Here is a 21,543-nt window from a genome sequence, read left to right as displayed (position 1 = left end):
TTGGGTGCGCAGGGCGGTGCAGCGGGCGGGTCTTCATCATAGCCCGAACCGATTTGCCAACGCCTGTGCCAGATGTTGCAGGTTGTCGAGGCTGTCCGTGTCGTTGAACACCACGAAGTCCGCCGCAGCCAACCGCGTCTCGCGCCTGCTCTGGCTGCGCATGGCGGCCTCAATGGTGGGCAGATCCCACCCGCTGCGCTGGGTCACCCGACGAACTTGCGTGGCGGGCAAACAGTCCACCACCAGTACCCGATCCAGCTGGGGCCGCCAGTGCGGAGATTCGACCAACAAGGGGATATCAAACACCAGCACGCTCGACCTCGCTAGCAAGACTTTGCGCCGGATACCTTCGCCCACCAAGGGATGAACGATGTGCTCAAGCACCTTGCGCGCATCCGGGTGGGCAAACACGTGTTCGCGCATTCGTTGCCTGTCCAGGGAGCCGTCGGCTGCGATGAACGCGTCGCCGAACGTTTCGGCAATCGCCTGGATGGCCGAACCACCACTTTCTGTGCAAGCACGCGAAATCGCGTCTGCATCGATCAAGTCTGCGCCCATTGACTGGAGCAGCCGCGCCAGGGTGCTCTTGCCACTGCCAATGCCACCGGTGAGCCCCAGCCGCAAGACCTGACTTGGCGGCAAGGAGTCGCTCACAAGCCGATGGCAGCCAGGATCGCCGATGGCCCGAAGATCATGGCAGTCAGTCCTGCCAGCGCCAGGAAGGGGCCAAACGGAACATAGCCTCCCTCGCGCAGTTCCCCCTTGAGCTTGATGCCGATGCCAATAACTGCACCGATCACGGATGCCATCAGGATGATGGGGATGAGCGCCTGCCACCCGAACCATGCACCGAACGCTGCGAAGAGTTTGAAGTCCCCATAACCCATGCCCTCTTTGCCCGTGGCCAGTTTGAAAGCCCAGTAGACCAGCCACAGCGACAGGTAGCCCCCCACCGCCCCCCACAGCGCATCGGGAAGCGTCGTGTCTGTGAGCCGTAGTCCCGCAGCGCACAAACCTGCCCACAGCAGGGGCAGCGTAATGTCATCAGGCAGCAAGGTGGTGTCCCAGTCGATGCAGGCCAATGAGAGCACCGCTGCCGAAAATCCGCACCATGCGATGGCTTCCCAGCTCATGCCCCATTGCCAGCCGCACCAAGCGAAAAGTGCGCCACACGTGAGCTCCACCGCCGGGTAGCGCAGGCTGATCGGCGCAGCGCATTGGCTGCACTTTCCATGCAGCGCCAGATAGCTGACAACCGGGACGTTTTCGAACCAGCGAATTTGATGACCGCACTGAGGGCAGCGCGAGCGCGGCACCATAAGGTTGAACGGCTCAGCCGCAGTTGCAGCGTGTTGAGCGGTGTCCGCCTGCGGATGAAGGTCTGCGCATTCGGCTGCCCAATTCAACTCCATCATTTTGGGCAACCGATGGATGACCACGTTGAGAAAACTGCCGATCAGCAAGCCCAGCACACCCAACAGCGCCGCCTCCGGCGCACCCGATCCCAACATCAGACCACCTGACCCAATTTGAAGATGGGAAGGTACATTGATACAACGATACCGCCGATGACGGTGCCCAGCACCACGATGATGATGGGCTCCATCAAGCTGGAAATGCCTGCAACCATGTCATCGACCTCGGCTTCATAAAAATCAGCGGCTTTGCCCAGCATGTGATCAATTGAGCCCGACTCTTCACCGATCGCGCACATCTGCAGCACCATCGATGGAAAGATGTTGGCGTTGGTCATTGCGTTGGTCAGGCTTGTGCCGGTCGAAACCTCCTGCTGAATGCGTTCAGTGGCCATCGAATAAACCGAATTGCCAGAGGCGCCACCCACCGAGTCGAGCGCTTCTACCAAAGGTACCCCGGCCGCAAACATCGTGGAGAGCGTGCGGGTCCAGCGGGCAATGACCGATTTTTCGATCAGCACGCCGAAGATCGGCAGTTTCAGCAGCACGCGGTCCATGAAATGCTGCACCTTCTCGTTGCGGCGCCACGCCTGCATGAAGAAATAGAAACCTCCGCCCAGTCCACCAAAGATCAACCACCAATAAGCGGTGAAAAATTCGCTCATCGCGATCACAAACAAGGTCGGGGCAGGGAGGTCCGCGCCGAAAGAAGAGAACACTTCCTTGAATGACGGGATCACGAAAATCATGATCACGGCGACCACGACGAATGCCACGATGATCACGGCGATGGGGTACATCAGCGCCGACTTGATTTTTGATTTGAGCGCTTCGGTCTTCTCCATGTAGACCGCCAGGCGATCCAGCAATTGTTCAAGGATACCGGCCGCTTCACCCGCTTCGACCAGATTGCAATAGAGGCTGTCGAAATAGAGCGGGTTCTTGCGGAACGCGGCGCTGAGCGAAGTGCCCGTTTCCACGTCGGTGCGAATGTCGTTCAGCAGCTTGGTCACGCTTGGGTTGGGGTTGCCTCGCCCGACGATGTCGAACGACTGAAGCAAGGGCACGCCAGCCTTCATCATGGTGGCCAGTTGTCGCGTGAAAATGGCAATGTCCTTGGGCTTGATGCGTTTGCCCGAATTCATTCGGCGCTTTTTCACCTTGCCTGGAACAATGCCCTGCCGTCGCAATGCAGCAAGCACCTGGTTCTCTCCCACTGCGCGGGTCTCGCCGCGCACAGTCTTCCCGTTGCGGTCCTTGCCTTCCCACTCGAAAACTGCGTCTTTGACGCTCTTTGTTGCCGCGGTTGCCATGGTGTCCTCTCAGGCGTATGTCTGGTTCAGCGTCACTCGTTGGTCACGCTGAGCACTTCTTCCAGTGAAGTCATGCCCAACTTCACCTTGAGCAGGCCGGACTCACGCAGCGTGCGGACGCCCTCCTTGCTGGCTTGTTGTGCAATGTCCAGCGCGCTTCCGCCGCGCAGGATGATGCGTTGAATTTCTTCGGTGATCGGCATTACCTGGTAGATGCCAACCCTGCCCTTGTAGCCGTTGTTGCAGGCCGAGCAGCCCACAGGTCGGTAGGGCGTCCAGGTGCCGTCCAGATCCTCTGCCTTGTAGCCCGCATCGACCAACGCCTTGCGTGGCACGTCCAAAGGGGCTTTGCACACGCCGCACAGCCGCCTGGCCAAACGCTGAGCGGTGATCAGGATCACGCTGGATGCAATGTTGAACGTGGGAATGCCCATGTTCATCATCCGCGTCAGGGTAGTCGGCGCGTCATTGGTGTGGAGCGTGGACAGCACCATGTGTCCGGTCTGCGCGGCCTTGATGGAAATGTCGGCAGTTTCCAGATCCCGAATCTCGCCCACCATGATGACATCAGGATCCTGCCGCAGGAAAGCCTTCAATGCCGCTGCAAACGTCAAGCCCGCCTTCTCATTCACGTTGACTTGGTTCACCCCTGGCAAGTTGATCTCGGACGGATCCTCTGCGGTTGAGATGTTGATGCCTGGCTTGTTGAGGATGTTCAGGCAGGTGTAGAGCGAGACTGTCTTGCCCGAACCGGTAGGGCCGGTCACCAGCACCATGCCATAGGGTCGCACGATGGCCGCCATCAGCCGCTCTTTTTCTTCAGGCTCGTAACCCAGCGCATCAATGCCCACCTTGGCGCTGCTGGGGTCCAGAATACGGATCACGATCTTTTCACCGAAAAGGGTCGGCAGTGTGCTCACCCGGAAATCGATCACACGATCCGGCCCGATCTTGAGCTTCATTCGGCCGTCTTGGGGTACCCGCTTCTCAGAGATGTCCATACGGGAAATCACCTTGATGCGGGAAGCCAGTTTGTCCTTGATGGCGATGGGAGGTGAGGCAATCTCGCGCAGTTCGCCATCGACCCGGAATCGAACGCGGTAGTTGTGCTCGTAGGGTTCGAAGTGCAAGTCAGAAGCACGCATGTTGAATGCATCGATCAACATCTTGTGCAGAAACTTGACCACCGGAGCGTCGTCGACTTCAGAAGTCTTGTCGTTGGTGTCCGCGACCACCGCCTCGGTCGCCATTTCATCGAACTCGAACTCCCCTCCAATGATGTTGTCCATCGTTTCGGAGACGCTGGTGGTCAGTGACTCCACCAGCTTGCTGAGCTTGTCGTACTCAGCAATCACCCAGTCAACGCCCATCTGCGTGGCGAATTTAATCTTTTCGGCCGCTTGCTGATCGGCTGGATCAGCCGTCGCCACCATCAGACGGTTGTTGCGTTTGCTGAGCACCACAATGCGGTAGTCAGCGCAGATCTTTGCATCCAGCAAGCCACTGGGCAGGCGCTGCACATCGATCGCGTCGAGATCAAGGAGTGGAGCGGAGAACGCCACCGACATGGTGTGTGCCAGATCCGACGCCGACACAGCACCTGAGCCCGTGAGTTCAGCGATAAAGCTGGATCTGCCACTCTGAGCTTTGCGGTAAAGATCCTCGGCTGCTTTTTGCCCGAGTTTCCCTGCTGACACCAACGCACGACCCAAGCCAGGCAGCGCCATGGACGGGGTTTCCTGAGTGACAGATTCAACGGACGCCATAAGCTCGTAATCTATCGTAAATCAACGACTTGGCCGCTGATATTGAGGCAAGTTGTGTTGAATATGCGTAATCGAGCCCATCTGCGTTGTAACGAGGTTGCTCTGCCTGCGCTGGTCGCTTGAAACGGTCCGTTCATCGGTGCCGGCTTCGGCTTGACCTGGGGCGAAATGTGGTCGGGGTGAGAGGATTCGAACCTCCGGCCTCTACGTCCCGAACGTAGCGCTCTACCTGGCTAAGCTACACCCCGATGGACCGCTTGGGTCTAGAAACAAAGTGGCTGCCGTAGCGACTTGTCAGTCAGGAGCGACGCTCCAGCAAACCGGACGCCAATTGTAGCAAAGCTGCACTGTAGATATTCTTGGGGAGCTGCTCCGCAGCGTCGATTGCCCGCTGCGCTTCGGCATCTGCACTGGCTCTCGCTTCTTTCAAGGCGCCCGTGTCCAAAATGATCGAACGGATAACGTCCAGATGGGCGACATCACCCTGTTCGATGGCTTGGCGGATCAGATGCTTCTGGTCCTCGGACCCAGCTCTCAGCGCGCAGATGATTGGCAAAGTCACTTTGCCTTCCCTCAAGTCATCTCCCAGGTTCTTTCCGAGCTCCTCTGCGGTGCCTTCGTAGTCAAGTACGTCGTCAATCACTTGAAACGCAGTGCCCAAGGCCTGTCCGTAGCTGGCGCACAAGGCCTCGGTGTGCTCGTCTGCACTGGCAAGGATGGCTGCGAGCCTGGAGCTGGCTTCAAAGAGCTTGGCTGTCTTGGATCGAATCACCCGGAGGTAGGCGGCTTCGTCTATGGAGGCATCGTGCATGTTCATGAGTTGCAGCACTTCGCCTTCGGCAATCACATTCGTGGCGTCCGAGAGCACCTGCATGACGCGCATGTTGCTCACATCGACCATCATCTGGAAGGCGCGTGAGTACAGGAAGTCGCCCACCAGCACGCTGGCGGCATTGCCAAAGCGTTCGTTGGCAGTCGCTCGTCCACGTCGCAGGGTGGACTCGTCCACCACATCGTCATGCAGCAGAGTGGCTGTGTGAATGAACTCGACGACAGCAGCCAATGTGTGGCGGTGTGCACTCTGGCTGCCAATGGCGCCACTGAGCATCAACAAAAGAGCGGGGCGCAAACGCTTGCCTCCCGCTGAGATGATGTACTGCGCGACTTCTCTGACCAGTGGCACCTCGGTTGTTAGCCGCTCGTGGATCACTTGGTCTACCCGATGCATGTCGGGTTGAATCACTTCAAGCGGGTTGCCAGGTTTAGGGGTGGAGATCGTCAAGATACGAGCCGGAAGGAAGAGGGTGGCGGGGGTATGCCACGGCGGGATGGATTATAGGAACGAGGCGGCACTCCCAGTGGGTGCGCCGCTTCATGAGGGGCAGCTGTTGGGCTGTGCGGGCGCCACTTGTTGACAAGATCAGGCCGTGCTAAAATCGCGGGCTCAGCGGAATTTGGTTCGCTGGATTTCCATTCGTGGATTTTTTACAAGAGGTTCATATGTACGCGGTCATAAAAACCGGTGGCAAACAGTATCGTGTTGCTGCTGGCGAAAAAATTAAAGTAGAACAGATTGCTGCGGATGTGGGCCAAGAGATTGTGTTTGACCAAGTTCTGGCTGTCGGCAACGGCACCGAGATCAAAGTTGGCACTCCCTTGGTTTCCGGCGCAACGGTAACGGTCACGGTGTTGGCTCATGGCAGACACGACAAAGTGCACATCTTCAAGATGCGTCGTCGTAAGCACTACCAGAAGCGCCAGGGTCACCGTCAAAATTTCACCGAACTGCAGATTTCGTCGATCGCAGGCTGAGGAGTAAGTCAACATGGCACAGAAAAAAGGCGGCGGCTCAACGCGAAACGGGCGCGATTCCAAGCCCAAAATGCTCGGCGTGAAAGCGTTCGGCGGCGAGTTGGTCAGCGCAGGTTCGATCATCGTGCGTCAGCGCGGTACCAAGTTCCACCCCGGCCTGAACGTTGGTCTGGGCAAGGACCACACGATCTTCGCTACGGTGGATGGTCACGTGAGCTTTGCCGTGAAGGGCGAGCTCAATCGCCAGACCGTCAGCATCACGCCCGTTTGATCGGGTGCTGCGGACGCTGCCGGCTGGCACAGCCTCGGCGGCAGTTTTGCAGTGCTGACGCGTTGAATGCAAAAGGCCCGCCGTCGCGGGCTTTTTGTTTTGGTTTCTCTAGTGGGGCACGTCCCTGGAAAGCATGTCATGAAATTTGTGGATGAAGCCACCATCGATGTCGCCGCAGGCGATGGCGGCAACGGCTGCGCATCTTTCCGGCATGAAAAGTACAAGGAGTTCGGCGGCCCCGATGGCGGCGATGGTGGGCGAGGCGGGCACGTGTATGCCGTGGCTGACGCGAGCCTGAACACGCTGGTGGATTTCCGCTTCACGCGCCGCTTTGAAGCGGAGCGTGGGGAGCATGGCAAGGGCTCCGACATGTTCGGTGTCAAGGGGGACGACATCGTTCTCAAAATGCCGGTAGGCACCATCATTGCTGATGCCGAGACCGGTGAGGTGTTGCACGAGCTGTTGCAGCCCGGAGAGCAGGTGACCATTGCCAAAGGTGGCGACGGCGGCTTTGGCAACATGCACTACAAGAGTTCGACCAACCGCGCGCCCCGCCAGAAGACGCCCGGTTGGGCCGGCGAAAAGCGGACCTTGAAACTGGAACTGAAGGTCCTGGCTGACGTTGGCCTGCTCGGTATGCCCAATGCGGGCAAGTCCACCCTGATATCGGCCATTTCAAATGCCCGTCCCAAGATCGCTGACTATCCGTTCACGACTCTGCACCCCAATCTGGGCGTGGTCCGGGTCGCGCCTGAGAAGAGCTTTGTGGTGGCCGATGTGCCGGGCTTGATCGAGGGGGCTTCAGAGGGCGCCGGCTTGGGGCATCAGTTTCTGCGCCATCTCCAGAGAACGCGTTTGCTGTTGCACATGGTGGACGTTGCACCATTTGACGAAGGTGTCGATCCGGTCGTGCAGGCCAAGGCCATCGTGGCCGAACTCAAGAAGTTCGATCAGGCCTTGTTTGAGAAGCCTCGCTGGCTGGTGCTCAACAAGCTGGACATGGTCTCGTCGGACGAGCGCGAAGCCAAGGTCAAGGACATCGTCAAGCGCCTCAAATACAAAGGGCCGGTATTCGAAATCTCGGCGCTCACGCGAGAGGGCTGCGAATTTCTGGTGCAAAAGGTGTACGAACACATTGCCAAGGTGCATCAGGCCACCCTGCCGCCGGTAGACATTGACCCGCGATTTGATGCACATCTGCCTTCTTGATCATTCCCGACCTTGATCCTCCACCGACCATGCTCAATGTCGACAATCTGAGTTTGAAGCCGTTGAATGCCACTGGCATCCTGAAGTCCGCGCGCCGCATTGTGGTCAAGGTGGGTTCGTCGCTGGTGACCAACGAGGGCAGAGGTCTCGACGAAGAGGCGATCGGGCAGTGGAGTCAGCAATTGGCGGCGCTGGTGCAGGAGGGCCGCGAACTCATCATGGTGAGCAGTGGCGCGGTGGCCGAAGGCATGAAACGCCTGGGCTGGACGGTGCGCCCCAAGGAGATCAACGAGCTGCAGGCTGCTGCGGCTGTCGGGCAGATGGGGCTGGTCCAGATGTACGAGTCCAAGCTGCGCGAACATGGCGTCGGCAGCGCACAGGTGCTGCTCACGCACGCCGATCTGGCTGACCGGGAGCGCTATCTGAACGCTCGTTCGACCTTGGTCACGCTCCTGCAACTGGGCGTGGTGCCGGTGATCAACGAGAACGACACGGTCGTCAACGACGAGATCAAGTTTGGCGACAACGACACCTTGGGAGCCTTGGTGGCCAATTTGGTTGAGGCCGATGTACTCGTGATCCTTACAGACCAGAAGGGCCTGTACACCGCCGACCCGCGACGCGATCCAGCCGCACTGTTCGTGCACGAGGCGCATGCCGGTGATCCTCAGCTCGAATCCATGGCCGGAGGCGCCGGCAGCGGGATTGGCAAGGGCGGCATGATCACCAAGATCCTCGCGGCCAAGCGCGCGGCGGGGTCGGGTGCGTCGACGGTGATCGCCTGGGGGCGCGAGCCGAAGGTGTTGCTGCGCCTGTGTGAAGGCGAGGCCATTGGCACCTGCCTGGTTGCCAACACGCCGAAAAACCAGGCACGCAAGCGCTGGATGTCGGACCACCTGCAAATGCGCGGCGCCGTGCTGGTGGACGACGGCGCTGTGGGCAAGATCGTTGGCGAGGGCAAGAGTCTGTTGCCAATCGGCATGACGGGCGTGGATGGCGACTTCTCGCGGGGCGACGTGATCGCGGTGCGCGATGGTCGGGGCGTGGAGGTGGCCCGTGGTCTGGCGAACTATGCCAGCTCGGAGGCCCGCTTGCTGTGTCGCAAGTCGTCGGCCGATTTTGAGCGCTTGCTTGGGTATGCAGCCGAACCCGAAATGATTCACCGCGACAACATGGTGCTGGCGCGCACCTGAATGCAGCCGCTCGGGTGAGTCAACGGTAGTCGGTGCGGCCGGTCTTCAGCGTCGCCAGGATCTTCTGGGGATTGCCTGTGATGGTGCGGCCCTCACAAACACCTTGACGGGCCAGCATCATCGATGGGCGCGTGGGACCCTTGAAAGACAGCGATTCCCATTTGACATCCGGACTGGTGTTCCAGTTCCCCTTGTCGCTCAAACGCGCGTAGGTCTTGCTCTCAGCGGTTGCGCAGCGGATGCCTTGGTACAGAACGTTGAGCGCCCCACTGGCGCTGCGCGCCACCATCACAAACCGCACCACACCGTCTTCACCCACGATCAGGCTGCCGGGATCAATGCCGTAGGTCAGAGCAGAATTCTTCATGACCTCAAATGACTGCAGCACTTCGGTGTTGAAGTTCGCCGGAGGAACCACTGCCGACTCGGTCCATGTGGGCTCTTCGAAGGACGAAGGCTGGGCATGGGGCATCGAGGTTGCGGTGCAAAGCCCCGCGAAGGTGACTGCCGAGGCCAACCACTTCGGCAGGCATTGAACATGAGATGTCATTTGAAGGGAGTGTTCACGGAACGTCCATCGTTCTGTGGATCGGGATCGAAACTGGCGCCGGGGGGCAGTTCCAGCCCCATGGGCGCGCACAGCGATGTAAAGGGCTCATCACTGCCGTCTTCCTGGCGTTGACGCGGGCCGCTGCGCAAGTAGCGGTTGCGATGGTCGGACCTGGGCAGGTAACGCGCAAGTTCCGTCAGTGCCATCTCATAGACGCCGCGTTTGAACTCGACCACCACGTCCAGTGGGACCCAGTAGTCGTGCCAACGCCATGCGTCAAATTCCGGGTGGCTAGTGGCGCGCAGGTTCAAGTTCCAGTCTTGCGCGACCAGCCGCAGCAGGTACCAGATCTGTTTCTGGCCCTTGTAATGGCCGCGCGCATCCCGGCGGATGAAGCGGTCCGGCACTTCGTAGCGCAACCAGTCCCGCGTGCGGGCCACGATGTTCACGTGCTCGGGCATCAGGCCCACTTCTTCGTGCAACTCGCGGTACATCGCCTGCTCAGGTGTCTCGCCTCTGTCGATGCCACCTTGCGGAAACTGCCAGGAGTGGGAACGAATGCGTTTGCCCCAGAACACCTGGTTTCGCTGGTTGAGCAGAATGATGCCGACATTGGGCCTGAAGCCTTCTCTGTCAAGCATAATCAACCCCAAATTTTTAAACTGTCTTCATTATGCATCGCTCCATGCGAGTTGCGAAGTGATCACACACCTGTTGTCTCTCTGAGCGCTTCGGGACGCCCCAAAATCGGGCTCACTCGGGCCGGTTTGTCCGGTACATCTGCTCAGAGCCCTCCCTTTTTGAACCCACCGAGCTGCCCGCGGGCGGCCTTGAGCCCATGAAAGCCTCCCAGTTCTTCATCTCCACCCAGAAGGAAGCCCCGGCCGACGCCGAAGTGGTGAGCCATCAGCTCATGACACGCGCCGGCATGATCAAGAAACTCGGCGCCGGCATCTACAGCTACATGCCCATGGGCTTGCGGGTGATCCACAAGGTGGAAGCCATCGTGCGAGAAGAGATGAACCGCGCTGGTGCGGTGGAACTCACCATGCCGGTGATCCAGCCGGCCGAGCTCTGGCAGGAAACAGGCCGGTTTGAAAAGATGGGCCCGGAGCTGCTGCGCATCAAGGACCGGCACGAGCGAGATTTCATCGTGCAGCCCACCAGCGAAGAGGTGGTGACCGATATCGCGCGCCAGGAGCTGCGCAGCTACAAGCAACTGCCAAAGAATTTTTACCAGATCCAGACCAAGTTTCGCGACGAGCGCCGTCCGCGTTTTGGTTTGATGCGCGGGCGCGAATTCATCATGAAGGATGCCTACAGTTTTGACCGCACCGGTGAAGCCGCACAGGCAAGCTACCAGGTGATGGCCGCCGCCTACCGGCGCATTTTCGACCGCTTTGGCCTACGCTACCGGGCCGTGGCAGCCGACAGTGGCGCCATCGGCGGAGACTTGAGCGAAGAGTTCCAGGTGATCGCCGCCACGGGTGAAGACGCCATCGTCTACTGCCCGAACAGCGATTACGCGGCCAACATGGAGAAGGCGGAGGCGTTGGCCCCTACGGGGCCGCGTCCGGAGGCCGCCAACGCCATGGTCAAGACGCCAACCCCGGGCAAGAGTACCTGTTCCGACGTGGCCACGCTGCTGGGCGTGCCTCTGGCTACCACGGTGAAGTCGTTGGTGCTGGCCACCGACACGCTCGACGAAGCGGGTGAGACCGCGCGGAGCCAGGTGTGGCTGCTGCTGCTGCGTGGTGATCACGACATGAACGAAGTCAAGGTGAACAAAGTCCCGGGACTGAGTGCCGGTTTCCGCTTCGCCAGCGTGCCAGAAATTGAAGAGCATTTTGGCTGCCGCCCCGGTTATCTGGGGCCGATCGGCTTGAAGAAGCCGGTGAAGCTGGTGGTGGACCGCGAGGTGGCCATGATGGCCGACTGGATTTGTGGCGCCAACGAACCGGATTTCCACATGACCGGCGTGAACTGGGGCCGCGACCTGCCCGAGCCCGATGCGGTGGCCGACCTCCGCAATGTGGTGGAAGGAGATGCCTCTCCGGATGGCAAGGGCCAGCTCGCCATCGAGCGCGGTATCGAGGTGGGTCACGTGTTTTACCTGGGTACCAAGTACAGCAAGGCAATGAATGCCACCTTCCTGGCGGAAGACGGCAAACCGGCGCACTTCGAAATGGGCTGCTATGGCATCGGCGTCACGCGCCTGCCGGCGGCTGCCATTGAGCAGAACCACGACGAGCGCGGCATCATCTGGCCGGACGCACTGGCGCCCTTCACGGTGGTGGTGTGCCCCATCGGCATGGACCGCAGTGCCGAGGTGAAGGTGGCTGCGGAGCAGCTCCACGCAGACCTTTTGAAGGCCGGTGTGGACGTCATCCTCGACGACCGGGGCGAGCGCCCAGGTGCCATGTTTGCCGATTGGGAACTCATCGGTGTGCCGCACCGTGTGACCATCGGCGACCGGGGTTTGAAAACAGGGCAGGTGGAGTACCAGCACCGCCGCGACGCCGCTGCCACTCAGGTGGCCCTGACCGACGTTCTTGCCTTGCTGAAGGGCAAGCTCGGCGCATGAAGCCACGGGCTTGGTCGCGCCGCGACTGCCTGATGGGGGCAGCGTCGCTCGGGCTGGGCACTTTGCCCACTTGGACGCACGCAGGCGGTCAGGTGGAGGAGCCACTGGCCGACTCGGTGCGCGGAGCCTTGAGTGCGGCCATTGCCAACAGCGCGCCGCCGGTGCCTGAATTCACCGACCTGGAAAAGCGGCTGGCTTACCTGCGTTGGCTGGGCGCCAGCAGCGGGCGGCTGCAACGCCGCAAGGCGGACTTTCAAACGCGCATCGAATTCCTGCAGACCGTCTGGTACGAAGCGCGTCGGGCTGGACTGGACATCACGATGGTGATGGGGTTGGTCCAGGTGGAGAGTGCCTTCAGAAAGTTCGCCATCTCGCGCGTGGGCGCGCGGGGCTACATGCAGATCATGCCGTTCTGGTCGCGCCTGATCGGCGATGGTGACCCGAGCCGCCTTTTCAACATGCAGACCAACCTGCGTTTTGGCTGCGTGATCCTGCGCCACTACCTTGATCGAGAGCGCGGCGACACCTTCATGGCGCTGGGCCGCTACAACGGCAGCCGGGGCCGGGCCGAGTACCCAAATGCGGTGTACGCCGCAGCAAAGAACTGGGCCCACCCCGACGCTTGAAGCCCGTTACTGCAGAAACCCGATGCGGCTCTTGCCCGCGCCCGCTTTGGGCAGGTCATCGGGCTCCACGCGGTAGCGGTTGTCCAGTCGCGCGTTGCCAAACGCCGTGACCAACGCGCGGCGCATGTCGCGCGGCGCCAGCACCGCCAACTGGTCCAGCACGTCATCGGCTGGTTCCGGGTCGAAGCGCTGCCCCCAGTCGTGTTCTCCCAGAATCCCGCGGTAGAGGTGGGCCGCGATCTTGCGGGCAGCCTCCAGCGAGGGCGGGGCGATCTCGAACACATTCATGCGGTTCATGATCGGATCGGGAATGTGGCGCTCGTCGTTGGCGGTGGTGACCCAGATCACCTGGCTGGCGTCGATCGGCACCTCGGCGAATTCGTCCACGAAATTTTGCGCTGTGTCGTGCTCCAGCAGGCTGTAGAGCGCGCCCAGCGGGTCGTATTGCGCGTCGGCGTTGGCCTTGTCGATCTCATCCACCACGATCACCGGGTTGGCGTACTGGCCGTCGATCAGCGCCTCGAACACCTTGCCGGGCTTGGCGCCTTTCCATTGCGACGACGAGCCCGAGAGCAGCCAACCCGCCGTCATGGAGCTCATGGGCACCAGGCTCATGCTGGTGCCCAGCAGATCGGCGAGTTGTTTGGCGAAATGGGTCTTGCCCACGCCGGGTGGGCCGAGCAGCAGAATGGGCGTGACCTCCAGGCTGTCGCGGCTGTCCTGGCTCAGGGCCACGTGGCGTTTCACGTCGTCGAGCACCTCCCCAAAATTGGGCAGCAGGTCGTAGAGCGGTGCCATGTCGGGCACGCCCGAGGGTTTGACGGCGAAGCGCTGTGGTCCGCGCTCCAGCATGCGTTGCCAGGTGTTGCGCAGGCTTTCGTATTCACGCTCGTTGCCGCTGGCCTGCAGTTTGGCCAGTTTGCGCTCGACTTCGTCGGCGCTGAACACGCTGCGCATCTGGGCGATGGGCAGACCAAGCGGGGGTGAAGCGACCAGGCTGCGTGAGCTCATGCGGTTCTCCTTGAAGGTTCAATGGCAGTTTCATTCAAGCACAAGATGTGCCCGGCATGAACGCCGAAAAGCCCTACAAAGACACCGCTGAATGCCGGATCGCCCGCCGCCGTGCGAAACCACGCGGATGGCGGAGGCCAGAAACGACAAAGCCACCCGAAGGTGGCTGGTGCGGCAGCGCGGGGCTCGTCAGTTCTGACCGGTGATGACCTGCTGCAGTTCGCCCGACTGGTACATCTCCATCATGATGTCCGAGCCACCGACGAATTCGCCCTTGACGTAGAGCTGCGGGATGGTGGGCCAGTTGCTGTATTCCTTGATGCCTTGGCGCACTTCGTCGTCTTCGAGCACGTTCACTGTCTTGAGCGTCTTGGTCTCGACGCCGCAGGCCTTGAGGATCTGGATGGCGCGACCAGAGAAGCCGCACATGGGGAAGCTCGCGTTGCCCTTCATGAACAGCACGATGTCGTTGGATTTGACCAGTTGGTCGATTCGGGTTTGGGCGTCGCTCATGGCTGAAAGGTCCTTCTGCGAATGGGTCTGGAGTGACCCGGGAACGGTGTGCATTATCGCTGTTGCTGCCATTGGCCGCCGCTGCAGCGTTCGATGGCCGCAAGGTCGGTGCGGCTGCTCACCCGCTCGAAGCCGGCGGCTTGCAGCAGGCCGCGCACCGCGGTGGCTTGGTCGAAGCCGTGTTCGATCAGCAGCCAGCCACCAGGCACCAGCGCCCGCGGGGCGTGAGCGACGATGGTGCGGATGTCGGCCAGGCCGTCGGTGCCGGCCGTGAGGGCGGTCAAGGGCTCGTGCGTCAGGGCGGCGAGGTGCGGGTCGCCGTCGGCGATGTAAGGTGGGTTGGTGACGATCACATCGAAGCGCTGACCGGGCACCGCGCCCAGCCACGAGCCGGCGTGAAACTGCACGGACAGGCCCAGCCGCTGTGCGTTGCTGCGGGCCACCGCCAGGGCGTCTTCGCTGGCGTCGGTCGCGTTCACCGATGCCTTGGGCCGCTGCGCCGCGATGGCCAGCGCGATGGCGCCGCTGCCCGTGCCCAGGTCCAGCACGCTCACCGCGTTGTCCGCCGCATCCACTTTCTCCAGCGCCCAGTTCACCAGTGTTTCGGTGTCGGGACGGGGCACCAACACGCGGGAATCCACGTGCAGTTGCAGGCCAAAAAACTCCTGGTCGCCGCGCAGGTAGGCCATGGGTTCGCCGCGCTGGCGCCGCTGCACGAGCGCATTCAGGCGCGCTGCAGCAACGGATGGCAGTGCATCGCCGTCGTGTGCCATGAGCCACGCGCGGTCGTGCGGGCCGCGCTGCAAGGCCAGCAGCACCAGCATCTGCGCGTCGAGTCGGTCCAAGCCACTTGTTTGCAGCGCCGAGAGAGTGTCGCGAACCGAGTTCATGCCCCGTTGCGCTGTTCAAGCTCGGCCAGCAGCTCGGTGCCGCGTGCCACCTGCAAGGCATGGATGACTTCGTCCAGATCGCCCTCCATCACCTGCAGCACCTTGTAGAGCGTGAGGTTGATGCGGTGGTCGGTGATGCGGCCCTGCGGGAAGTTGTAAGTGCGGATGCGGTCGCTGCGGTCGCCGCTGCCGATCAGGCCCTTGCGCGTGGCGGCCTCCTTGGCGGCGCGCTCGCTGCGGTCCTTTTCCTGCAGGCGCGCGGTCAGCACCTGCAGTGCCTTGGCCTTGTTGCTGTGCTGCGAGCGACCGTCCTGGCATTCGGCGGTGATGCCGGTGGGCAGGTGGGTCACGCGCACGGCGGAGTCGGTCTTGTTGATGTGCTGGCCGCCGGCACCGCTGGCGCGGTAGGTGTCGATGCGCAGCTCACTCGGGTTGAGCTTCACGGCCTCGGTTTCGTCGGGCTCGGGCATCACGGCCACGGTGGCCGCGCTGGTGTGGATGCGACCTTGCGTTTCGGTGGCGGGCACGCGCTGCACACGGTGACCACCCGACTCGAAACGCAACCGACCATAGGCGCCGGAGCCGGCCACGCGCAGCACCACTTCCTTGTAGCCACCGAGTTCGCTGGGCGACTCGCTCACCGCCTCCACTTGCCAGCCCTGGCGCTCGGCGTAGCGGGTATACAGGCGCGCCAGGTCGCCGGCGAACAAGGCCGATTCGTCACCGCCGGTACCGGCGCGGATCTCCACGAAGGCGTTGCGTTCGTCGTCGGGGTCTTTGGGCAGCAGCAGTTGCTGCAGGTCGGTGTCGAGCTGCGCCATATCGGCCTGCGCGGTGTCGATTTCCTCGCGTGCCATGTCGGCCATGTCGGCATCACCCAGCATCTCGTTGGCCGCGGCCAGATCGGCTTCGCGCTGCAGATAGCGGTTGAACACCTCGACCACGGTGGAGGCGTCGGCGTGCTCGCGGCTCAGCGTCTTGAAGCGTTCCATGTTGTCCACCACGTCGGGCGCGGAGAGCAGCGCGTCCAGCTCGTGCAGGCGGGCGCGTTGGCGCAGCAGGGTGTCGCGGACGAAGGGTTTCATGGGAGGGGAAAACGGTGGTGTGGGCGGGCCAGCCATCCGGCGGCAAAGAACCGCGGATGGCAGCGCCCGGAGCAAGCCGCTAGGCTTGTGGATCGCGCGGCGAGTTTGGCGCTGCCGGGGATCTGGCGGAGGATTCGCGCAAAAAGAGGCGCGAGACGGTCTGGGCCGTGGCGGCGCGAGCGGCGTTGTCGCCGGCGTGCAACTCGGCGAGTGTGCCGTGCAGCATCTTCTGCGTGAGGCCTTTGGACAAGGCTTCCAGCACGGCTTCCACCGGCTCGCCCTTGGCCAGCATGCGGCGCGCGCGCGCCAGTTCCACTGCGCGCCATTCATCGGCCTGCGCGTTGATCTGTTGAATGAGGGGCACCACGCCGCTGGCGGGGTTGCGCTGCTCCAGCCATTGCATGAAGCTGGCCACGCCGGCGTCGATGATCACCTCGGCCTGGGCCACGGCGGCCTGACGGTTGTCCTTGCCGGTCTGCACCACGGTGGCCAGGTCGTCCACCGTGTAGAGGTACACGTCGGTCAGGGCCTTCACTTCCAATTCGATGTCGCGCGGCACGGCCAGGTCAACCATGAACATGGGGCGGTAGCGGCGCTTTTTCAGCGCGCGCTCCACGGCGCCCAGGCCGATGATGGGGAGCGTGCTGGCGGTGCAGCTGATGACGGCGTCGAACTCGTGCAGGCGGTCGGGCACGTCGGCCAGGCGGATCACCTGCGCGCCAAATCGGTTGGCGAGCTTTTCGCCGCGCTCCAGCGTGCGGTTGGCAATGGCCATGCTCTTGGGCGTCTTGGCAGCGAAGTGGGTGGCCGCGAGTTCGATCATCTCGCCCGCGCCGACGAACAGCACCCGGATGTCCTTCAAGTCTTCAAACAGCTGCGAGGCCAGGCGCACGGCTGCGGCCGTCATGCTGATCGAGTGGGCGCCGATCTCGGTGGAGCTGCGCACTTCCTTGGCCACAGCAAACGAACGCTGGAACAGCTGGTGCAACGTGCTGCCCAGGGCGCCTGCATCGTTGGCGGCGCGCACCGCGTCTTTCATCTGGCCGAGGATCTGGGCCTCGCCCAGCACCATGCTGTCCAGCCCGCTGGCCACGCGAAACGCATGGCGCGCGGCCTGGTCGTCGCGCAGCACATAGGCGTGGTCGCGCAGCACGTGGGTGCTCACGCCGCCGGTCTGGGCCAGCCAGTCCAGCGTGGGGTCCACGGCGGACGCATCGCCCGCCCCGTAGAGCTCGGTGCGGTTGCAGGTGGAGAGCAGGGTGGCTTCGGGTTGGCGCACCAGGCTCTGGCGGTAGCCGTTGAGCGTGGGCTGGATCTGGTCGAGCGCAAACGCAAAACGGCCCCGCAAATCGAGCGGAGCCGTGTGATGGTTGATGCCGAGGGTCCAGACAGACATGGCTCGATTATAAAATTGATCGCTTATGCATGTCACTGTCAACTTCAAATGACACTTTTGTCTTTCCTGTCGCACCTCGCGGGGTTCATGGCGCCGGCGCTGGGCGTGGGGTTGTTGTTGTGGGTTGGCCTGCGTATCCGCCGCAGGGGGCGGCCGGGCATTGGCGCTGGCGCGCAGTTCGGGTTGCTGTGCGTGGCCGGGGTGGCGGTGCTGTTGGCAGGTTTGGTGTTCTTCGGGCGCGACGGCAAGATGGCCACGTATGCGGCACTGGTGCTGATGCAAGGCACGGTGGCCTGGTGGTTGCGCGGGCGTTGAATCAGGAACCCGGCGCGAACAGGTCTACCCGGTCGGTGATGATGCCGTCCAGACCGAGGTCCAGCAGACGCCGCGCGGCCCGTTCGTCGTTGACCGTGTAGGCCAGCGCGCGCAGGCCGGCATCGCGGGCCTTGGCCATCAGCGCGGCGTCCCACAAGGCGTGGTTGCAGACCAGGGCCACGCACTCCAGCGAGCGGGCCACGTCCAGCCAGCCCGTCCACAGGGTGTCCAGCAGCAGTCCACGCGGCAGCTCGGGTGCTGTGGTCATGGCGCTCTGCAAGGCTTCGGGCTGGAACGAGGTGAGCAACGGGGGCCAGCCCGGCTGTCCGTGCCAGAGCCGTTGGGCCGCTGCCGCGACGGCCTTGCCGGTCTGGGCTTCCAGGCCCGGTGTGGGTTTGATCTCGATGTTGAGCCAGCAGGCGTTGGCCTGGCAGAAGCGGGCCACGCCTTCCAGCGTGGCCATAGGTTCGCCCGCGAAGCCGCGCGAATGCCAGCTGCCTGCGTCGAGCTGGCTCAAGGCGCTCCACGACTGGTCGCCGCCGATACCTTGACCGTTGGTGGTGCGATTGAGCGTGTCGTCGTGCAGCAGGAACACCACGCCGTCGGCGCTGAGTTTGGCGTCGCACTCGAACATGCGGTAGCCGTGCGAGGCACCCAGCCGGAACGCGGCCAGGGTGTTTTCGGGTGCGAGCTTTCCCGCGCCTCGGTGGGCGATCCACCGTGGATAAAGCCAGGCCGCTTTCTGATCCACCATGCTCACACCCGCTTGCCCGTGGTGGCGTCAAACCAGTGCAGCCGGTCCAGCCGCGGCTGGGCGTGGATGGTGCTGCCCACCACCGGCGCGCCCTGGTCTTCGTGGATGCGGATGACGAGTTTCTCGTCGCCCAGCCGCGCGTGCACCAGGCGTTCTGCGCCGAGCAGCTCCACCGTCTCCACCTGCAGCGTCCAGCCTTGCGGTCCGATGTCCAGGTGCTCGGGCCGCACGCCCAGGATCTGGCCGGGTTTGCCGCCGGGGGCCGACTTGAGCAGGTTCATGGGCGGGGAGCCGATGAAGCTGGCCACGAAGGTGGTGGCCGGGCGCGAATACACCTCTTCGGGGGTGCCGAACTGCTCCATGTTGCCGGCGTTCATCACGATCATGCGCTGCGCGAGCGTCATGGCTTCGACCTGATCGTGCGTGACGAACAGCGAGGTGATGCCGAGTTCGCGGTGCAGCTTCTGGATTTCCAGGCGCGTCTGGGCGCGCAGCTTGGCGTCGAGGTTGGAGAGCGGCTCGTCGAACAGAAACACCTGCGGCTGGCGCACGATGGCGCGGCCCATGGCCACGCGCTGGCGCTGGCCACCGGAGAGTTCGCGCGGCTTGCGCGCCAGCAGATGGCCCAGTTCCAGGATGCCGGCGGCCTTGTCCACGCGCTGCTTGATCTCGGCGATCGGCACCTTCTTGATCTTCAAGCCGTAGGCCATGTTGTCGAACACGGTCATGTGGGGGTAGAGCGCGTAGTTCTGGAACACCATCGCGATGTCGCGCTCGGCCGGCTCCAGTTCGTTGACCACGCGCTCGCCGATGCAGATTTCACCACCGCTGACTTCTTCCAGCCCGGCCACCATGCGCAGCAGGGTGGACTTGCCGCAACCCGACGGACCGACGATCACGATGAATTCGCCGTGGATGATCTCGGCGTTGACGCTGTGGATGACTTGCAGTTCGGTCTTGCCGGTGCGGTAGCGTTTGATGACGTTGCGCAGGGAAATGGAGGCCATGTTGTTTTCTTCGAAGCGTTACTTTTCGGTGTCCACCAGGCCCTTGACGAACCAGCGCTGCATCAGGATCACCACCAGCGCGGGTGGGATCATGGCCAGCACTGCGGTGGCCATCACGATGTTCCAGTCGGTCGCTGCGTCGCCGCCGCTGATCATGCGTTTGATGCCGATCACCACCGGGTACATACTCTCCTCGGTCGTCACCAGCAGCGGCCAGAGGTACTGGTTCCACCCGTAGATGAACTGGATGACGAACAGCGCCGCAATCGATGTGACCGACAAGGGCAGCAGCACGTCCTTGAAAAAGCGCATGGGACCGGCACCGTCCATGCGCGCGGCTTCCACCAGCTCATCGGGCACGGTCAGGAAGAACTGCCGGAACAGGAAGGTGGCGGTGGCAGACGCGATCAACGGCACCGTGAGGCCGGCGTAGGTGTTGAGCAACCCCAGGCTGGCCACCACCGAGTAGGTGGGTCCGATTCGCACCTCCACCGGCAACATCAGCGTGACGAAGATCGCCCAGAAGAAGAGCATGCGGAACGGGAAGCGGAAGTAGACGATGGCAAAGGCCGACAGCAGCGAGATGACGATCTTGCCGACGGCGATCACCAGCGCGGTGATGAGGCTGACCATCATCATGCGGCCCACCGGCGCATTGGAGGCGGCGCCCATGCCGGTGCCTTGCAGCGCAGCGGTGTAGTTCTCGATCAGCTGGTTGCCCGGCAGCAAAGACATGGGTGCGTGCACGATGGCCTCGGCCGTCTGGGTGGACGCCACAAAGGTCAGGTAAAGCGGGAAGCCGACCACCAGCACGCCGATGATCAGCACGGCGTGGGAGAGGATGGTCAGGCCCGGGCGGCGTTCGATCATCAGTATTGAACCTTCTTTTCGACGAAGCGGAACTGCACCACCGTGAGCGCAATGACGATCACCATCAGCACCACCGACTGGGCCGCCGAACCACCCAAATCCAGCGCCTTGAAGCCGTCGTAGTAGACTTTGTAGACCAGGATCGCGGTGTCCTTGCCCGGTCCGCCCTGGGTGGCCGCGTCCACGATGGCGAAGGTGTCGAAGAAGGCGTAGACCACGTTGATCACGAAGAGGAAGAACGTGGTGGGCGAGAGCAGCGGGAACTGGATGGTCCAGAAGCGCCTCCAGGGGTGTGCGCCGTCGATGGCTGCCGCCTCGATCAGCGACTTCGGAATGCTCTGCAAGCCGGCCAGAAAGAACAGGAAGTTGTAGGAGATCTGCTTCCACACCGAGGCCATCACGATCAGCGTCATGGCATGGGTGCTGTTGAGCAGGCTGTTCCATTCGATGCCCACGGCGCGCAGCGCGTAGGACAGAACCCCGATGGACGGCGCCAGCATGAACAGCCACAGCACACCAGCCACGGCCGGTGCCACCGCATAGGGCCAGATCAGCAGCGTGCGGTAGATCAGGGTGGCTTTGACGACCCGGTCGGCGAACACCGCGAGCACCAGCGAAATGCCGATGCCCAGGCCCGCGACCAGCACCGAGAACACGGCGGTGGTCTTGAACGATGCAAGGTAGGTGTCGTCCTTGAGCAGGTTCTCGAAGTTCAGCAGACCGACCCATTCGGTCGAGATGCCGAAGGCGTCGGACTGCTGAAACGACTGCAGCAGCGCCTGCGCTGCTGGCCAGAAGAAAAACACCAGGATGACGGCCACCTGGGGCGCAAGCAACAGCCAGGGCAACCAGCTGGAGCGGAAAACGACGCGTTTTTCAGAAGCCATGCGGGCCGTTATGGTGGGTTAGGTCCCCTCGGACTGTAAAGAAGCTCAAGGGGCGGAGTGGTTCTCGGTGCCACCC

General features: G+C 62.4%; 23 protein-coding genes and 1 tRNA gene. 7 read left to right on the top strand and 17 right to left on the bottom strand.

What is annotated here, in order from left to right:
• Positions 1-36: 36 nt before the first annotated feature.
• The 6 genes from coaE to F9Z44_RS16615 form a co-directional block, all read right to left on the bottom strand.
• A complete protein-coding gene (coaE, locus tag F9Z44_RS16640; RefSeq protein ID WP_159607835.1) occupies positions 37-654 on the bottom strand; it encodes a dephospho-CoA kinase in 618 nt (205 codons plus the stop codon).
• Positions 651-1,511, bottom strand: coding sequence for a prepilin peptidase (locus tag F9Z44_RS16635; protein WP_159607834.1), 861 nt, complete (start codon positions 1,509-1,511; stop codon positions 651-653). The genes coaE and F9Z44_RS16635 overlap by 4 nt, the downstream gene beginning before the upstream one ends.
• A complete protein-coding gene (locus F9Z44_RS16630) occupies positions 1,511-2,728 on the bottom strand; it encodes a type II secretion system F family protein (protein ID WP_159607833.1) in 1,218 nt (405 codons plus the stop codon). Before F9Z44_RS16630 ends, F9Z44_RS16635 begins: the two co-directional genes overlap by 1 nt.
• A 32-nt stretch (positions 2,729-2,760) precedes the next feature.
• Positions 2,761-4,455, bottom strand: a complete 1,695-nt coding sequence (gene pilB, locus F9Z44_RS16625) for a type IV-A pilus assembly ATPase PilB (protein WP_442907210.1) — start codon at positions 4,453-4,455, stop codon at positions 2,761-2,763.
• A 210-nt stretch (positions 4,456-4,665) separates the two neighbouring features.
• Positions 4,666-4,742 (bottom strand) — tRNA-Pro (locus F9Z44_RS16620).
• A 50-nt stretch (positions 4,743-4,792) separates the two neighbouring features.
• Positions 4,793-5,722 (bottom strand): polyprenyl synthetase family protein, encoded by a 930-nt coding sequence (locus tag F9Z44_RS16615; protein WP_159608779.1) that lies wholly within the window; start codon positions 5,720-5,722, stop codon positions 4,793-4,795.
• Between the two features lie 272 nt (positions 5,723-5,994).
• Here F9Z44_RS16615 and rplU point away from each other — a divergent pair, with 272 nt between their 5' ends.
• From rplU to proB, 4 genes are all read left to right on the top strand, one after another.
• Entirely contained in the window at positions 5,995-6,306 is a 312-nt protein-coding gene (rplU, locus tag F9Z44_RS16610) for a 50S ribosomal protein L21 (protein WP_159608778.1), read from the top strand.
• A 13-nt stretch (positions 6,307-6,319) separates the two neighbouring features.
• Positions 6,320-6,577, top strand: coding sequence for a 50S ribosomal protein L27 (gene rpmA, locus F9Z44_RS16605; protein ID WP_056273119.1), 258 nt, complete (start codon positions 6,320-6,322; stop codon positions 6,575-6,577).
• 138 nt (positions 6,578-6,715) lie between these two features.
• Entirely contained in the window at positions 6,716-7,786 is a 1,071-nt protein-coding gene (gene cgtA, locus F9Z44_RS16600) for an Obg family GTPase CgtA (RefSeq protein ID WP_159608777.1), read from the top strand.
• 29 nt (positions 7,787-7,815) lie between these two features.
• On the top strand, positions 7,816-8,979 hold the full coding sequence (gene proB / locus F9Z44_RS16595) for a glutamate 5-kinase (RefSeq protein WP_159608776.1): 1,164 nt from the start codon (positions 7,816-7,818) through the stop codon (positions 8,977-8,979).
• A 19-nt stretch (positions 8,980-8,998) separates the two neighbouring features.
• On the opposite strand, the gene F9Z44_RS16590 is transcribed toward proB, so the two are convergent.
• A complete protein-coding gene (locus F9Z44_RS16590; RefSeq protein ID WP_159607831.1) occupies positions 8,999-9,451 on the bottom strand; it encodes a CNP1-like family protein in 453 nt (150 codons plus the stop codon).
• A 74-nt stretch (positions 9,452-9,525) separates the two neighbouring features.
• Positions 9,526-10,170, bottom strand: a complete 645-nt coding sequence (locus tag F9Z44_RS16585; protein WP_159607830.1) for an RNA pyrophosphohydrolase — start codon at positions 10,168-10,170, stop codon at positions 9,526-9,528.
• 197 nt (positions 10,171-10,367) lie between these two features.
• Here F9Z44_RS16585 and F9Z44_RS16580 point away from each other — a divergent pair, with 197 nt between their 5' ends.
• Positions 10,368-12,113 (top strand): proline--tRNA ligase, encoded by a 1,746-nt coding sequence (locus F9Z44_RS16580; protein WP_159607829.1) that lies wholly within the window; start codon positions 10,368-10,370, stop codon positions 12,111-12,113.
• Positions 12,110-12,739, top strand: coding sequence for a lytic transglycosylase domain-containing protein (locus F9Z44_RS16575; protein ID WP_159607828.1), 630 nt, complete (start codon positions 12,110-12,112; stop codon positions 12,737-12,739). Before F9Z44_RS16580 ends, F9Z44_RS16575 begins: the two co-directional genes overlap by 4 nt.
• 6 nt (positions 12,740-12,745) lie before the next feature.
• On the opposite strand, the gene F9Z44_RS16570 is transcribed toward F9Z44_RS16575, so the two are convergent.
• From F9Z44_RS16570 to hemA, 5 genes are all read right to left on the bottom strand, one after another.
• Entirely contained in the window at positions 12,746-13,750 is a 1,005-nt protein-coding gene (locus tag F9Z44_RS16570) for an AAA family ATPase (protein WP_159607827.1), read from the bottom strand.
• A 189-nt stretch (positions 13,751-13,939) separates the two neighbouring features.
• Entirely contained in the window at positions 13,940-14,263 is a 324-nt protein-coding gene (gene grxD / locus F9Z44_RS16565) for a Grx4 family monothiol glutaredoxin (protein ID WP_159607826.1), read from the bottom strand.
• A gap of 53 nt (positions 14,264-14,316) precedes the next feature.
• Positions 14,317-15,153, bottom strand: a complete 837-nt coding sequence (gene prmC, locus F9Z44_RS16560) for a peptide chain release factor N(5)-glutamine methyltransferase (RefSeq protein WP_159607825.1) — start codon at positions 15,151-15,153, stop codon at positions 14,317-14,319.
• Positions 15,150-16,238 carry a peptide chain release factor 1 gene (gene prfA / locus F9Z44_RS16555; RefSeq protein WP_159607824.1) on the bottom strand — a complete coding sequence of 363 codons (1,089 nt, stop codon included), beginning with the start codon at positions 16,236-16,238 and terminating at the stop codon, positions 15,150-15,152. The genes prmC and prfA overlap by 4 nt, the downstream gene beginning before the upstream one ends.
• A 79-nt stretch (positions 16,239-16,317) precedes the next feature.
• Positions 16,318-17,634 carry a glutamyl-tRNA reductase gene (gene hemA, locus F9Z44_RS16550; protein ID WP_159607823.1) on the bottom strand — a complete coding sequence of 439 codons (1,317 nt, stop codon included), beginning with the start codon at positions 17,632-17,634 and terminating at the stop codon, positions 16,318-16,320.
• A gap of 48 nt (positions 17,635-17,682) precedes the next feature.
• On the opposite strand from hemA, the gene F9Z44_RS16545 reads away from it, so the two are divergent.
• Positions 17,683-17,949: a hypothetical protein gene (locus F9Z44_RS16545; RefSeq protein WP_159607822.1), complete on the top strand. Its 267-nt coding sequence runs from the start codon at positions 17,683-17,685 to the stop codon at positions 17,947-17,949.
• Position 17,950: 1 nt separating this feature from the next.
• Here F9Z44_RS16545 and ugpQ read toward each other — a convergent pair whose 3' ends face one another.
• From ugpQ to ugpA, 4 genes are read right to left on the bottom strand one after another with little or no spacing between them, the layout of a single operon-like run.
• Positions 17,951-18,703 (bottom strand): glycerophosphodiester phosphodiesterase, encoded by a 753-nt coding sequence (gene ugpQ / locus F9Z44_RS16540; RefSeq protein WP_159607821.1) that lies wholly within the window; start codon positions 18,701-18,703, stop codon positions 17,951-17,953.
• A gap of 2 nt (positions 18,704-18,705) precedes the next feature.
• Complete coding sequence (ugpC, locus tag F9Z44_RS16535; protein WP_159607820.1) at positions 18,706-19,710, bottom strand: sn-glycerol-3-phosphate ABC transporter ATP-binding protein UgpC; 1,005 nt, start codon at positions 19,708-19,710, stop codon at positions 18,706-18,708.
• Between the two features lie 18 nt (positions 19,711-19,728).
• Entirely contained in the window at positions 19,729-20,580 is an 852-nt protein-coding gene (ugpE, locus tag F9Z44_RS16530; protein ID WP_159607819.1) for a sn-glycerol-3-phosphate ABC transporter permease UgpE, read from the bottom strand.
• Positions 20,580-21,467 carry a sn-glycerol-3-phosphate ABC transporter permease UgpA gene (gene ugpA / locus F9Z44_RS16525; protein WP_159607818.1) on the bottom strand — a complete coding sequence of 296 codons (888 nt, stop codon included), beginning with the start codon at positions 21,465-21,467 and terminating at the stop codon, positions 20,580-20,582. Before ugpA ends, ugpE begins: the two co-directional genes overlap by 1 nt.
• Positions 21,468-21,543: the final 76 nt, after the last annotated feature.

Source organism: Hydrogenophaga sp. PBL-H3, from assembly GCF_010104355.1.
Classification (GTDB): domain Bacteria; phylum Pseudomonadota; class Gammaproteobacteria; order Burkholderiales; family Burkholderiaceae_C; genus Hydrogenophaga.
The sequence above is the reverse complement of the archived record's forward strand: the minus strand, read 5'-3'. Positions and strand labels throughout refer to the sequence as shown.

Excerpts from the sequence above, each read along its gene's own strand:
- F9Z44_RS16635 (WP_159607834.1), bottom strand. The coding sequence starts at position 1,511 with ATGTTGGGATCGGGTGCGCCGGAGGCGGCGCTGTTGGGTGTGCTGGGC.
- F9Z44_RS16630 (WP_159607833.1), bottom strand. The coding sequence starts at position 2,728 with ATGGCAACCGCGGCAACAAAGAGCGTCAAAGACGCAGTTTTCGAGTGG.
- pilB (WP_442907210.1), bottom strand. The coding sequence starts at position 4,455 with ATGGCGCTGCCTGGCTTGGGTCGTGCGTTGGTGTCAGCAGGGAAACTC.
- F9Z44_RS16615 (WP_159608779.1), bottom strand. The coding sequence starts at position 5,722 with ATGCATCGGGTAGACCAAGTGATCCACGAGCGGCTAACAACCGAGGTG.
- rplU (WP_159608778.1), top strand. The coding sequence starts at position 5,995 with ATGTACGCGGTCATAAAAACCGGTGGCAAACAGTATCGTGTTGCTGCT.
- rpmA (WP_056273119.1), top strand. The coding sequence starts at position 6,320 with ATGGCACAGAAAAAAGGCGGCGGCTCAACGCGAAACGGGCGCGATTCC.
- cgtA (WP_159608777.1), top strand. The coding sequence starts at position 6,716 with ATGAAATTTGTGGATGAAGCCACCATCGATGTCGCCGCAGGCGATGGC.
- proB (WP_159608776.1), top strand. The coding sequence starts at position 7,816 with ATGCTCAATGTCGACAATCTGAGTTTGAAGCCGTTGAATGCCACTGGC.
- F9Z44_RS16590 (WP_159607831.1), bottom strand. The coding sequence starts at position 9,451 with ATGCCCCATGCCCAGCCTTCGTCCTTCGAAGAGCCCACATGGACCGAG.
- F9Z44_RS16585 (WP_159607830.1), bottom strand. The coding sequence starts at position 10,170 with ATGCTTGACAGAGAAGGCTTCAGGCCCAATGTCGGCATCATTCTGCTC.
- F9Z44_RS16580 (WP_159607829.1), top strand. The coding sequence starts at position 10,368 with ATGAAAGCCTCCCAGTTCTTCATCTCCACCCAGAAGGAAGCCCCGGCC.
- F9Z44_RS16575 (WP_159607828.1), top strand. The coding sequence starts at position 12,110 with ATGAAGCCACGGGCTTGGTCGCGCCGCGACTGCCTGATGGGGGCAGCG.
- F9Z44_RS16570 (WP_159607827.1), bottom strand. The coding sequence starts at position 13,750 with ATGAGCTCACGCAGCCTGGTCGCTTCACCCCCGCTTGGTCTGCCCATC.
- grxD (WP_159607826.1), bottom strand. The coding sequence starts at position 14,263 with ATGAGCGACGCCCAAACCCGAATCGACCAACTGGTCAAATCCAACGAC.
- prmC (WP_159607825.1), bottom strand. The coding sequence starts at position 15,153 with ATGAACTCGGTTCGCGACACTCTCTCGGCGCTGCAAACAAGTGGCTTG.
- prfA (WP_159607824.1), bottom strand. The coding sequence starts at position 16,238 with ATGAAACCCTTCGTCCGCGACACCCTGCTGCGCCAACGCGCCCGCCTG.
- hemA (WP_159607823.1), bottom strand. The coding sequence starts at position 17,634 with ATGTCTGTCTGGACCCTCGGCATCAACCATCACACGGCTCCGCTCGAT.
- F9Z44_RS16545 (WP_159607822.1), top strand. The coding sequence starts at position 17,683 with ATGACACTTTTGTCTTTCCTGTCGCACCTCGCGGGGTTCATGGCGCCG.
- ugpQ (WP_159607821.1), bottom strand. The coding sequence starts at position 18,703 with ATGGTGGATCAGAAAGCGGCCTGGCTTTATCCACGGTGGATCGCCCAC.
- ugpC (WP_159607820.1), bottom strand. The coding sequence starts at position 19,710 with ATGGCCTCCATTTCCCTGCGCAACGTCATCAAACGCTACCGCACCGGC.
- ugpE (WP_159607819.1), bottom strand. The coding sequence starts at position 20,580 with ATGATCGAACGCCGCCCGGGCCTGACCATCCTCTCCCACGCCGTGCTG.
- ugpA (WP_159607818.1), bottom strand. The coding sequence starts at position 21,467 with ATGGCTTCTGAAAAACGCGTCGTTTTCCGCTCCAGCTGGTTGCCCTGG.